Raw genomic sequence first — 13,206 nt, 5'->3', positions numbered from 1 at the left:
TACACTAGATACTTATCCCGTTCTAACGGGCGGTAAACTTTCCAATTATATAAAAGTGAAAAGTTTACCGCACATAAGAACTTTGGCGGTCATTAAGAAAGCACCGTTAAGTAGTCAAATACACGCTGTGCTTGTTCTCCGCCCATTCGTGCATGTTGAAGAAGAGAAATACCATGGGGGCCAGATGCACATAATGCTTCTGGTTGTGCTACTAAAATAGCTTGTACAACTTCTAATTCTCCAAGCATAGCGGCCGCGAAAATATCCATTCGAGCACCCTTTTCTAGTAAATAGAGAGCAATATCTTTACGACCTACATGTGCCGCTGCTCCTAACGCACTTTCCCAATCTGATCCGCCCCAATTGTACGAGGCATGAAGTAAACTTGGCGATTCAGCTAACAGTTCTTGTACTTTTTCTAAATCTCCGTGAGCTGCCATAACAAATTCCCTTACTAACTCAGTGGTAATACGTTCTTCTGTTCGCATCTTGCTCCTCCTTTTTTAGAAATTCGCTTCGGTGTAAAAAATGGCTTGTCGCTTCCTTGAAAAATATCTACATCTATGCCAAATACATGTTGAAACATTTCATGACATAACACTTCTTCTGGTATACCGTCATACTGAAGCTTCCCCCGCTTTAATACGAGTAAACGATCACTATATTGAGCCGCTTGGTTAATATCATGTAAAACCATTATAATTGTCATGCCAAATTCCTCGTTTAATCGTTTCACAAGTTCCATTACTTCCAACTGATGAACGATATCTAAAAAAGTTGTTGGCTCATCCAATAATAAGACGTTCGTACGTTGTGCTAGCGTCATTGCAATCCAAGCACGTTGTCTTTCTCCTCCTGATAAAGATTGTAAAAGACGATATTCATACCCTTCAAGATTTGTAACAGACAATGCCCAATCAACAATTTCTTCATCTTCTTTATTTAAGCGACCTCTCCATGATTTATGAGGTCCTCTTCCAAATTCGATTAATTCTTTCACTGTTAAATCCAATTGATGATCATGCATTTGTGGTAACATCGCTAATTGCTTCGCTACATCGGCACTTTTCATCGTATGAATACTTTTTCCATCTAAAACGATATCCCCTTCGCTTTGTTTAAGTAGTCTTGCCATTAAACGAAGCAAAGTAGATTTCCCCGATCCATTCGGTCCAATTAAACTAACGACCTCTCCAACTTTAATATGTACATTCATATTTTGCATTTGAAATCTTTCAGAATGTGCGTAAAACACTTTATTAACGGAAATCACTTCGTTTTCCTCCTCTATGAATTAAATATAAGAAGAACGGACCGCCTAAGAAGGATAATAAAATACCAACAGGCAATTCAATTGGATCAAACCAACTTCGAGCTATCGCATCCGCGAAAACAAGTAATATTCCTCCGCCAAGGCATGATAATGGCAGTAAATATTTATAGTCATTTCCAACTAATAAACGTAACATATGTGGTACGACAAGACCGACAAATCCAATAAGACCAGAAACACTAACTGCAATTCCAGCTAATAACGTACTTACTACTATTAAATAAAACCGGCTTCTCTCCACGTTATGACCTAATAATTTCGCCATTTCATCTCCAAGCATTAATACTCGAATATGCTTGATACCGAAGAAGGCCAATATAATAGCGAATATTGCATAATAAATAATCATGTTTAAATGTGCCCAACTTACCCCACCAATGCCACCCGCTAACCAAGGTAACACAGATTGTACTTTGTCACTATGTAATAACATTAATGCTGACGTCGCTGCACCTATTAATGCATTAATTGACACACCTACTAAGACAATTCTTGAAGGTGGTGCCCCCTTTTGCCATGATAAAGCATAAATGATCATCGCCGTTATGAAAGCTCCTAAAAACGCACCGAGTGGTAAAAACGCCATATGCTGAGGGAATAAAATCATAATTACAATTGCGACAAGACCTGCTCCAGATGACACCCCGATAATACCAGGGTCTGCAAGAGGATTTCTCATCACCCCTTGTAGCAGTGCGCCAGATGCAGCTAAACATGTTCCTACTATAAATCCAACGAGCACTCTTGGTATACGAAGATCCCATACAATTCGATGAACTGTCGAACCTTCATCTTGTATCCCTGTTACAATATCTCGTAAAGAAAAGGATAGGCTTCCTGCGAAAAGACCGTAAAAAAGACATGAAACCGTTAATACAACTAAAGTAACTGCTATGATCCATCTTTTTTTCGCAAAAGGATGTTCCTTTTCCCTTACTACTTCACTACTTTCCATACTTATCATTTCCTTACATCTTGTATACTTTTATACATAAAGTCCATCGCTTCTGTAACTTTTGTTCCAGGATTTGATCCAAATAAGTCTGGTGGCAAAATAACTACGCGATTTTGTTTTACTGCATCTAAATTTTTCCACGCTTCATTTTTCATCATTTCGCCTTCAAATGCTTTTTTAACGCTATTTGGATCTCCATGTGTAATTAAGTAAATCACATCAGGATTCGCCTCAATAATGCGTTCTACACTTAGCTGTGCATATTGCGGATATTCCTTCATTTCTGGAAAATCAGCTGCAATATTTTTCCCACCTGTTTTTTCTAAAATATCACCTGATAAAGAGGTTGGTAATGCTGCTAAATAAGTACCAGGTGCTCCATACACTAGCAATGCTTTCACATCACTCTTTTTCTCATATGTCTTCATTTGATTCGTAATTTTTTGGTTAAGTTCTTTTGCTTTATCTTCTTTCTTCATTATCGTTCCGTATAGTTCAATATTCTTTAGAATATCTTGTACAGAATTCGCAGAAGAAATCATTACTTTCGTTCCTTGCCCTTCAACCGTTGGAACATTCTTTTGGAACCCATTATTAGCAATAAGTACATCGGGCTTTAAGCTAGCAATTTGCTCAAAATTCGGCTGATGTGCATTTCCGATTACTTGTACTTTCTTTATATCCTCTGGAAGAGTTATTTTTGCATCCGGACGACCCACTATTTTTCCACCTAAAGCATGAATAATATTCATGTCTCCCATACTTAATGTTGCAAAACTCTCTGGCACTTTATCGAATATTACCTTTCTTCCTGACAGGTCGGTAACTTCTATTTTCTCTTTTCCTTTTTCTGTTTTTGTTGCCGCTGCTTTTTCGTCTCCCTTTGCACTGCAACCTATTAATAAGAAAAAAATAGATAAAATCGCTGTAAATAGCGTAATAGATTTTTTCATTCTTTCACCTCTAATTGATAATGATAATCATTAACTACTATTCTACTTTAATTGATAAGGATTATCATTGTCAATATAAAACGCATACATTTTCTAGAAAAAAAACAAAAAGCGTTACAAAAAAGATTCCTTCTTTTTGTAACGCACTATTTATCAATATTATTCGCATTCGTTTCCCTCTAACTCGTCTCGCATCACTTTCACACGCTGAAAGAAAAAGAAAGATAAACTTAAAAATATAACGATGCTCCCCATCATAACAAAAAATTGTATCGTTTCTTTTGCTCCAGTCGGAATCAATAAGCCAACCATTAACAATGTACTTACAGCGAGAAGAATTTGTCCGAACCGAGTATAATCTTCTATCTTTTCTTGTAATTCCTTCATTATATTCTCACTCCTCCATTTCACTGTATCATATTCTATTAAACTGAAAGACAAGTAAATACAGCCATTCTGGGAGATGTTTTCCAAAAGAAAAAGAGCCGCTTTATGGCGACTCTTTCATAACCATTACTCACCTTTATATGCTTTCATATAAATTTCTTTCAGCTCTGAAATGAGAGGTAATTTTGGATTAGCTGTTGTACATTGATCTTCAAAAGCTCTTTCTGCTAATAATCCAACAACCTCTTCAAATTGGTCTTTAGCAACTCCTTGTCCTGCAATACTCATATTTATATTTAAACTTTTTCCGAGCTCAATAATTACTTTGACAAGTGATTCCACACCTTCTGCAGTCGAACTTGCTGGAAGCCCGAGCATTCTCGCAATATGTGCATAGCGTTCATCGGCTACAAAGTGCTCATATTTTGGGAACAATGCGTGTTTTCTTGGCTTAATAGCATTATAGCGAACTACGTGCGGCATAAGAATTGCATTCGCACGCCCATGTGGAATATGAAATTCTGGTCCAATTTTATGTGCTAAGCTGTGATTAATACCTAGAAAGGCATTTGCAAATGCCATTCCTGCGATTGCAGAAGCATTGTGCATTTTTTCTCGTGCTTCTTCATCATTTCCATCTTTAAATGCTCTTGGTAAATATTTAAATACGAGATCAATGGCCTTTAATGCTAATCCATCTGTATAGTCATTCGCTAAAACAGACACATACGCCTCGATTGCATGCGTTAATACGTCCATGCCAGTGTCTGCTGTTACATGTGGTGGTACTGTCATTACAAATTGTGGATCAACAATTGCTACATCTGGCGTTAATTCATAATCCGCGAGTGGATACTTTATATTATTTTTCTTATCTGTAATAACCGCAAATGGTGTCACTTCTGATCCTGTTCCAGATGTTGTTGGAATGGCAACAAACTGCGCCTTACTTCCTAATTCCGGATATTTACATGTTCGTTTTCTTATATCTAAAAACTTCTGTTTAATTCCATAGAATGTTGTTTCTGGATGCTCATAGAAAAGCCACATCCCTTTCGCGGCATCCATCGCTGAACCACCACCAAGTGCGATAATTACATCTGGCTGAAAACTTCTCATCATTTCTGCACCTTTAAACACAGTTTCATCTGATGGATCCGGCTCAACCTCAAAGAAAACTTCAACTTTCACATCATTTACATGTTTACGTAAATAATGCGTGACCGTATCTACATATCCGTGCTCAACCATTCCTGGATCCGTTACAATAAATGCACGTGAAATGTTAGGCATATTTGCTAAATATGCTGTCGCATGTTTTTCAAAATAAATTTTTGGTGGTAATTTGAACCATTGCATATTCTTTTTTCTATTTGCCAACCTTTTTATATTTAATAAATGCGTCGCTGTTACGTTTTGAGAAATCGAGTTTTTCCCGTAAGAACCGCAGCCAAGCGTAAGTGATGGAATAAATCCATTATATATGTCACCGATTCCACCTTGTGATGAAGGGGCATTTACAATAAGGCGGCAAGCTTTCATACGTAATCCAAATTGCTTTTGCACTTCTTTATTTACAGAATGGATAACTGCTGAATGTCCTAAACCACCGAGGTTTAACATTTCTTCACAATATGTAAATCCTTCTTCTAATGAATTTGCTTTTACACAAGCTAATACTGGACTTAACTTCTCACGAGATAGTGGATATGCGGCTCCGATGCCTTGTATTTCAGCTACAAGCATTTTTGTATTTTTAGGTACAGTAATTCCAACTAATTCGGCAATATACTGTGCGGATTTCCCTACAATATCACTATTTACTGCACATGTATTTTCATTAATAACAAGCTTTTCTAATTTACTTCTCTCTTCCTCGGTTACAAAATAACAATCATTTGCAATCATTTCTGTTTTCACATCATCATAAATTTCCTTGTCTACAATAATTGCTTGTTCTGATGCACAAATCATACCATTATCAAATGTTTTAGATAAAATTAAATCATTAACCGCTCGTTTTATATGCGCTGATTTCTCTATATAACATGGTACATTACCAGGACCTACACCTAGCGCTGGTTTTCCAGTAGAATAAGCTGATTTCACCATACCAGCACCTCCAGTTGCCAAAACAAGCGCAACACCTTCATGGTTCATTAATTGTTTCGTTGCTTCGACAGAAGGTTTTTCAATCCACTGAATACAATGTTTTGGTGCCCCCGCCTTCACCGCTGCATCGTATACTGTTTTCGCAGCTGCAATAGAACAGTTTTGTGCGGAAGGATGAAATGCGAAAATAATTGGATTTCTCGTTTTTATCGCGATTAATGCTTTAAACATTGTTGTCGATGTTGGATTCGTTACTGGTGTTACCCCAGCTACTACACCGACGGGCTCCGCAATTTCTATTATTTCTTCATGAGGATCTTCGTGAATAATCCCTACTGTTTTATCTTTCTTTATGCTATGCCAAATATATTCAGTAGCAAAAATATTTTTAATACATTTATCTTCGTATACACCACGACCTGTTTCTTCAACAGCCAACTTCGCAAGTGGCATATGTTGATCAACCCCTGCTAATGCCATTTCATGAACAATGTTGTCAATTTGCTCTTGTGTAAAACTTTCTAATGCTTGTAAAGCCTTTCGACCGTTATTCACTAACGTATCAATCATCTCTTTTACTTCCTGCATTTCATTTACAACCTTCTCTTTGACTACCATGTAAATTCCTCCTATTCTGCTATCTTGGACTAAACAAGGCCCTATCGGTCATAATTAGTCCCGATTAGCGCAAAAAAAATAGAATTGCTTTCCTACATGAACTTCATTGTTTGTGAAATATTTCACAAGTTTGTTCGTGAGTAACACTTCATGAATTCAATATACATGAAATCATTTCATTTGTGTATGTCTATTTTGTGAAATATTTCACAAAATAACGTAGTAAAAATGCACTGCCTATACTAGCAGTGCATTTTTACTACGATAACGCTTGTGCTAAATCTTCAATTAAATCTTCTCCGTCTTCAATACCGACAGAAATTCGAATTAATGTATCTGTAATTCCTAATTCTTTGCGACGATCTGCTGGGATTGATGCATGTGTCATTTGAGAGGGGATAGAAATTAAACTTTCTACTGCTCCTAAACTTTCAGCCAGTGTAAAGTATTGTAATTTCTCAAGTACTTTATTTAATGTTTCTTCGCTATCTACATCAAATGAGATAATAGCACCAAATCCATTTGCTTGTTCTGTTGCTAATTCATGGTTTTGATGTGACTCAAGGCCTGGATAATATACTTTATTTACTTTTGGATGATTATTTAAAAACTCAGCAATTGCACGTGAATTCGTTTCATGCTCTTCCATTCGAATTCCTAATGTTTTTAAACCACGAAGTAGTAAGAAACTATCTTGCGGGCCAAGAATGCCGCCTGTTGAGTTTTGTACAAAGTGAAGATCTTCTGCTAATTGCGGGCTATTTACAACTACTAGACCTGCAACTACGTCACTATGACCTCCTAAATATTTCGTTGCACTATGAAGTACAATGTCTGCTCCTAAAGAAATCGGCGACTGCCAATATGGCGTCATGAATGTGTTATCAATAATTGTTAATAAATCTTTCTCTTTAGCAAGAGTAGATATTTTTTTAATATCAGTAATTTTTAGTAACGGATTCGTTGGTGTTTCTACATAAATCGCTTTCGTATTTGGACGAATCGCTTCTTCAACTTCCTCTAAGTTTGTTGTATCTACAAATGTATGCTCAATACCGAAGCGGTTTAATACTTTCGTAATCACGCGGTACGTTCCACCATACACATCATCTGTTAAAATAACGTGGTCACCTTTTGAGAACAACATAATCGTAGCTGTAATAGCCGCCATTCCTGAACCAAATGCGAAACCAGCATGGCCGTTTTCTAATACCGCAATCATTTCTTCTAAAGCTGCACGTGTTGGGTTGCCTGTACGTGAATATTCATATCCTTGATGTTTACCAACTGCTTCTTGTTTGTACGTACTCGTTTGATAAATCGGTACATTTACAGATCCAGTTGAAGGTTCTCCTATGCGAATACCATGAATTAACTTTGTCTTTGCTCTCATTTTTTATTCCCATCCTTTGTATATGTCTTTACTTAAATAGCGCTCACTACTATCAGGAAAAATCGTTACAATATTTGTACCTGGCGCCGCTTTCTCTGCTTCAAGTAAACTTGCATGAAATGCTGCTCCTGAAGAGCTCCCAACGAGAAGTCCTTCTTTTTGCGCTAATTCTTTCACTCGTAAAAATGCATTTCGATCAGAAATCGTATGAATTTCATCAAAATAAGATGTCTTCAAAAATGGCGGGATAAATTCCAGTCCAATTCCTTCGGTCTCATGTGAACCAGCCTTACCACCATTTAAAATAGATCCTTCTGGCTCTACGATAACTGTTTTAATATCTATATTTTTTTCTTTCAAGTAAGATGCAGTCCCCATAAACGTACCGCCAGTTCCTGCTCCAGCAACAAATATGTTAATCTCTCCATTCAATGCGTCCCACAGTTCAGGTCCTAATGTTTTAAAATATGCACGAGGATTTGCCTCATTTGCGAACTGACTTGGAGAGTATGAATTCGGTATTTCATTTACTAACTCTTTTGCTTTTGCAATTGCACCGGTCATTCCTTGCTCAGTCGGCGTATGCACAACCGTTGCACCTAGTGCTTTCATTAATTCTTGTTTTTCAATGCTAAATTTCTCTGGTACACAAACGATAACGTGTAAATCATGTTGTAACGCTGCAAGTGCCAGTCCAATACCAGTATTTCCAGCAGTCGGTTCAATAATTGTTCCGCCCTCTGTAACAAGCCCTTTTTCTAGCGCATCTTCGATTAATTCTCTTCCTAATCGGTCCTTAACGCTTCCGCCTGGGTTATAAAATTCAAGCTTTGCAAATAAACGGACCCCTTCTGGAAGTGAAAAATGAGTAATCTCTACAATTGGTGTATGACCAATTAACTCATGAACTCCACGATATACATTCATCGTGTTCTCCCCCTTATTTGCCAATAAAGAAAAGGCAACTGTATGTATTTTCTTTATATGAGACAGTTGCCTTTTTGTTACATTACTTTAACTCTTCTAATACTTTTACGATAAAGTTTGTAGAATGAAGAGCTGCTTGATCTAAAAATTGATCAAATGAAACATTTGATTCTTTACCAGCAATATCAGAAAGTGCACGAATGATAACAAACGGAACTTCATATTGATGGCATACTTGTGCAACAGCTGCTGCTTCCATTTCTACTGCATAAAGGTTTTCAAATTTATCACGAATAGCTGCAACGCGGTTCGGATCACTCATAAATGAATCGCCTGTTGCAATCATACCTTTTACAACTTGAATATTTTCTTCTGCCTGCATACATTTTTCAGCTAATGCAACTAATGCTTCATCAGCTTTAAATCCAGGAGGCATTCCTGGTACTTGCCCATACTCATAGTTAAATGCTGTTACATCTACGTCATGGTGACGAACTTCTGTTGAAATAACGACATCCCCAACATTTAGAGAATGATGGAATCCACCAGCTGAACCAGTATTAATGACTTTTTCAGGCTTATATCTTTCTAATAAAATTGTCGTTGACATCGCTGCATTTACTTTACCAATACCAGACTTTAACAAGATTACTTCATGTCCTGCTAATTGTCCTTTCGTAAATTCACAACCCGCAACCGTTTCTGTTTCTGCTTGTTCTAATTTATCACGTAAAATACGTACTTCTTCTTCCATTGCTCCAATTACAGCAATTCTCAATCTAATCCCTCTTTCTATTGCTTAGTTGCCTCCATTACCCAAACGAAATGATTTAATCTCGTAAACGTTACATGGAAGCCATTGTTTTCAAAAATAGTCTGCATAACTGGAATACGTGTATAGTATTCCGTTTGCAAATCGTTTGCTAACTCATGAAAACCTCTTTGTTTTGCTGTTTCAACAGTTTTATCATATGCATCTTGATCTGCAAATATCGTATCAGCAAACACTATTTTACCACCTTTGTTTAGCAATTGACTATACTTCGCAATCGCTACATTTTTTTCATCATCTGTTAAATGATGAAATGCATAGGTGCTTACTATGGTATCAATGGAATTCGGGACTTCAAACGAAAGAAAATCACCTTCTGTAATGGAAAACTCTTTTGGCAATTTTTCTTTTGCAATCATGCGCATTTCACGTGACGGTTCTATACCGTAAACTGTACGGCCAGCAAGTAATAATTTATTTGTTAAATTACCTGTACCGACACCAAATTCTAATACGTTACCAAATGACTTGTTAACTACATCCTCTAGAATGTCCTCATAATGGGCGAAAACTTCTTTATATTGTATATCTTCACCTTGTACAAATGAGTCGTACGTATGAGCCCACTCATCAAATAAACCATTAAATTCTGTACCCATAAAAATTCCCCTTTTTCTTATCGGTTTTATCAGTATGATATTCCCTCTTTCTAAAAATGTCAATTGAAATGTACATGGTATTTCCTTCTTTTCTTTGTTACACTATAGTTGATTACATAGGAGAGGGGCCGTCTTCATGTCATTTACCTTTGAAATGTTAGAAGATAAAGTAGAATTTTTTGAAGCGGGAGACTTAGCTTCTTTAGAACGAAAAATCAGTGAACAAATCGATAATAATAAAGCACTTATGCTTGAAGTTCATCACATCTCGCATCAAATGGTTATGGATCCTGAAAGTAAAAGACCATATTATAGCGCGGTTGTTCATTTTAAATTAAAGAAATTACGCTAACTAAAAAAGAGAAGCTCCTAAGGAGCTTCTCTTTTTTTAGTTTAGAGTTTGAACAAGTACTGGTTTCCAGCCCTCATTGTCTACCCAATCAATATTTACATAATATCTTTTACCTGTTTGTTTATCTTGTACGTTACCGTAAGCTTTATTCTTACCGTTATTTCCGATTCGATGAATAATTAATTGCTCTACTGGAACGTCAATTGCAGCTGAAATCGCTTGATTCATCTCATTCCAATCTGCTGTACCTTTTTTAAACGTCATCGCAGGTGTTGCACCTTGCTCTGTGCCTACTGGCTTCCAAGAAGGTTTCGTATAAGCGTCAGTTGCCTTTGACTGTGTTTTTTCAGCTGGTACTTTCTCGTTAGCTTTCGCTTCTTCTTCAGCTTTTTTCTGTTCTTCTTCAGCCTTTAGCTTCTCTTCTTCTTTCTTCTTAGCCTCTGTTTTCTCTTGTTCATTCTTCTTCGTCTCTTCTTTGCCTTTAGCTTTCTCAGACTTATTCTCTTTCGTTGTTTGCTGAGCTACTTTTTTATCGCTAGAAGACGCTTGCTCTTTCGTGTCAGGAACAAACAATTGGTATGCTACAATAGCTACTGCTACTAGTACAATAGCGATTGCAATATTTAAAACACCGTTTTGACGACGTTTTTGTTGTTTCTGTTGGAATCTAGATCCTCCTGCCATTCTTCAAACCTCCATGCAGTTTTTCATACTTGCTATTGTAACATTAAATCTAGAAAGGTTGAACATTTACAATAATATTTTCATGAAATGAAAACATTTTACTATGAATTGCAAGATTACTTTTCATTCTCTAATCGATAGATTGATTCTACGATAGATTTGAAAATAGGTGTAACTTTATTTACATCGCTATTCGTTTCTATATCCACGACAACTAAAGCATACCTTGGATTTTCATATGGAAAATAACCTGCAAACCATCGATTCTCTTTCGTTCCTTTTCCTGTTTGTGCTGTCCCAGATTTTCCAGCGACACTTAATGGTAACGACCTGAATGCTGCTCCTGTGCCTTTCTCCGTTGTTACAACGCTCCTTAATAACTGTTGTAATGTTTTCACTGTTTCATATGAAAGCTGTTTTCCACCTAATGTATGGTCTTCAAATGTATAAAACTCCGTTCCATTTTTATACATTATTTTTTCAACAGCTTTCACTTCCATCTTTTCTCCCCCTCTAGCAATCGTCGCCATCATATTTGCAATCGCTAGAGGTGACATACGTACATCTTTCTGTCCAATTGCTGTTTGCGCTACTGCTTTTTTACTATTCTTATTTCCTTCACTCCCCCAAATCGTAACACTCTTCTCCTCTGGCATTTGCTCAAAATGAGTTGTATGAAATACAGAACCTCTCCATCCAACCCTCTCAGCGCCTCCTAAAGCCGCTACATAAGTTTCTAATACCGTCTTATCCTTTTGTATTAACTCATTGCCTAACTCTGAAAATGTCCTGTTACAGCTTCTAGCAAAGCTCTCTTTAAAACTAAGTGTCCCCATCTTAACTTGTGGGTGATCTTCACCATATAAATCTTTATTACAATTAAATACGCGATTAAAAACATTTTCATTTTGATCAATCGCTGCCGCCGCAATTATTGTTTTAAAAACAGAACCGGGAAAATGTGGTGTTAACATTTGATTTTCAAGTGTAGTTTTATATAAACTCTCATCTTTCACCTGTACAGATGGTTTGCTAACCATTGCTAAAATTTCATTTTTCTTTACATCAAGTAGCACTACTCCTCCCTTCTTAATCTCACTTGCTTCAACTACTTCTTCTGCTTTTTTCTGTAACTCGTTATGTAAAGTAGTTTGAATCGTCACTGGATAAAACGGATTTCCAGGCGATGTATATTTCGCTTGTTTTCCAAAAATCGGTTCTCCTTGCCGGTCCACTTGATACAATACTTTTGCCTCTCCATCGGTCAAAAGAAATTCATCAAATGATTGCTGCAATCCTGAAATGCCAATCGGCGTTTGTTTTGAAATTTTTCTTACTTCTCCGTATCGTTTTTGAAATTCTCGTTCATTTTCACCCACATTGCCAATTAAATGATTCATCACGCTAGTTTGCCGCAAACGAACTTCAGCTGCTACAATGCCTAATACATTTAATTGATTCACCTTCTCCATCTGCTCTCGTTCCAAGCGAAGTGGTTCATTTCCTCTTTGCAGGATAAATGCACTTTTCTTATGTTTCATTTGACTTTCAATCTCTTGTCTCGACATACCAATGATATGCGCAATTTTCTCCAACATGTCATTTTTTAATTGTAGAAATGGAAAAACAATTAAAACAGGATACTTTTTCTCACCTATTTCCTTACCATTACGATCTATAAAATGGCCTCGTCCATCATCTACCGTAATGGATTGCGTCCGTTGTGTAACACTTTTTTCAATTAAATTAATCTTACGATCCGTAAATGATTCCGTATCTATAATTTGTATTTGAATTAAACGACAAAGTAACATAAACATGACACATATAAAACAAATTAAAACAATTGTAATTCTCTGTTTTATTTTCATAAAAAAAAACACCTCGTCTACTATAGTTTGGACGGAGTGTTTCATCTTTTATACAAATAAAGTGAAACTTTAATCAGCCCTCACCAATCGGGCTTTTACGAGCAGCCCGACCCCCACCTAACTTCTTTGCTTTCGCTGATTTTTGAGGTGGGGGTCTTACTGCCCGTTAATGCGGGATAAAAAAATCACT

At 36.7% G+C, this 13,206-nt stretch carries 13 protein-coding genes; 1 reads left to right on the top strand and 12 read right to left on the bottom strand.

Annotated elements, in window-relative coordinates:
* Window positions 1–92: 92 nt before the first annotated feature.
* The 10 genes from ACTFRS_RS13660 to ACTFRS_RS13615 all read right to left on the bottom strand — a co-directional run bounded on the left by ACTFRS_RS13660 (window position 93) and on the right by ACTFRS_RS13615 (window position 10,109).
* Window positions 93–488, bottom strand: a complete 396-nt coding sequence (locus ACTFRS_RS13660; protein WP_139866582.1) for an ankyrin repeat domain-containing protein — start codon at window positions 486–488, stop codon at window positions 93–95.
* Entirely contained in the window at window positions 455–1,273 is an 819-nt protein-coding gene (locus ACTFRS_RS13655; RefSeq protein ID WP_440024825.1) for an ABC transporter ATP-binding protein, read from the bottom strand. The genes ACTFRS_RS13660 and ACTFRS_RS13655 overlap by 34 nt, the downstream gene beginning before the upstream one ends.
* The gene (locus ACTFRS_RS13650) at window positions 1,260–2,288 is read right to left on the bottom strand and encodes a FecCD family ABC transporter permease (RefSeq protein ID WP_139866579.1); all 1,029 of its coding nucleotides are present in this window, start codon (window positions 2,286–2,288) and stop codon (window positions 1,260–1,262) included. Before ACTFRS_RS13650 ends, ACTFRS_RS13655 begins: the two co-directional genes overlap by 14 nt.
* Window positions 2,289–2,293: 5 nt before the next feature.
* Window positions 2,294–3,241, bottom strand: a complete 948-nt coding sequence (locus tag ACTFRS_RS13645; RefSeq protein ID WP_139866577.1) for a helical backbone metal receptor — start codon at window positions 3,239–3,241, stop codon at window positions 2,294–2,296.
* A gap of 159 nt (window positions 3,242–3,400) precedes the next feature.
* Entirely contained in the window at window positions 3,401–3,628 is a 228-nt protein-coding gene (locus ACTFRS_RS13640) for a YrhC family protein (protein WP_000661449.1), read from the bottom strand.
* A gap of 126 nt (window positions 3,629–3,754) precedes the next feature.
* Complete coding sequence (gene adhE, locus ACTFRS_RS13635) at window positions 3,755–6,358, bottom strand: bifunctional acetaldehyde-CoA/alcohol dehydrogenase (RefSeq protein WP_440024827.1); 2,604 nt, start codon at window positions 6,356–6,358, stop codon at window positions 3,755–3,757.
* 259 nt (window positions 6,359–6,617) lie between these two features.
* Window positions 6,618–7,751 (bottom strand): bifunctional cystathionine gamma-lyase/homocysteine desulfhydrase, encoded by a 1,134-nt coding sequence (locus tag ACTFRS_RS13630; protein WP_139866574.1) that lies wholly within the window; start codon window positions 7,749–7,751, stop codon window positions 6,618–6,620.
* A gap of 3 nt (window positions 7,752–7,754) precedes the next feature.
* Window positions 7,755–8,678: an O-acetylserine dependent cystathionine beta-synthase gene (locus tag ACTFRS_RS13625; RefSeq protein ID WP_139866572.1), complete on the bottom strand. Its 924-nt coding sequence runs from the start codon at window positions 8,676–8,678 to the stop codon at window positions 7,755–7,757.
* Between the two features lie 82 nt (window positions 8,679–8,760).
* Window positions 8,761–9,456 carry a 5'-methylthioadenosine/S-adenosylhomocysteine nucleosidase gene (gene mtnN, locus ACTFRS_RS13620; protein ID WP_001217039.1) on the bottom strand — a complete coding sequence of 232 codons (696 nt, stop codon included), beginning with the start codon at window positions 9,454–9,456 and terminating at the stop codon, window positions 8,761–8,763.
* Between the two features lie 14 nt (window positions 9,457–9,470).
* Window positions 9,471–10,109 carry a class I SAM-dependent DNA methyltransferase gene (locus ACTFRS_RS13615; RefSeq protein ID WP_139866570.1) on the bottom strand — a complete coding sequence of 213 codons (639 nt, stop codon included), beginning with the start codon at window positions 10,107–10,109 and terminating at the stop codon, window positions 9,471–9,473.
* 136 nt (window positions 10,110–10,245) lie between these two features.
* Between ACTFRS_RS13615 and ACTFRS_RS13610 the strand changes: the two genes are divergently transcribed.
* On the top strand, window positions 10,246–10,461 hold the full coding sequence (locus tag ACTFRS_RS13610; protein WP_000010984.1) for a YrzA family protein: 216 nt from the start codon (window positions 10,246–10,248) through the stop codon (window positions 10,459–10,461).
* A gap of 36 nt (window positions 10,462–10,497) precedes the next feature.
* On the opposite strand, the gene ACTFRS_RS13605 is transcribed toward ACTFRS_RS13610, so the two are convergent.
* Both ACTFRS_RS13605 and ACTFRS_RS13600 read right to left on the bottom strand, forming a co-directional pair.
* Entirely contained in the window at window positions 10,498–11,145 is a 648-nt protein-coding gene (locus ACTFRS_RS13605; protein ID WP_074601508.1) for a YrrS family protein, read from the bottom strand.
* Window positions 11,146–11,261: 116 nt separating this feature from the next.
* Window positions 11,262–13,016 (bottom strand): peptidoglycan D,D-transpeptidase FtsI family protein, encoded by a 1,755-nt coding sequence (locus ACTFRS_RS13600; protein ID WP_139866568.1) that lies wholly within the window; start codon window positions 13,014–13,016, stop codon window positions 11,262–11,264.
* Window positions 13,017–13,206: the final 190 nt, after the last annotated feature.

It is taken from the genome of Bacillus cereus group sp. MYBK139-1, from assembly GCF_051916915.1.
Taxonomy (GTDB): Bacteria; Bacillota; Bacilli; order Bacillales; family Bacillaceae_G; genus Bacillus_A; species Bacillus_A pacificus.
The sequence above is the reverse complement of the archived record's forward strand: the minus strand, read 5'-3'. Positions and strand labels throughout refer to the sequence as shown.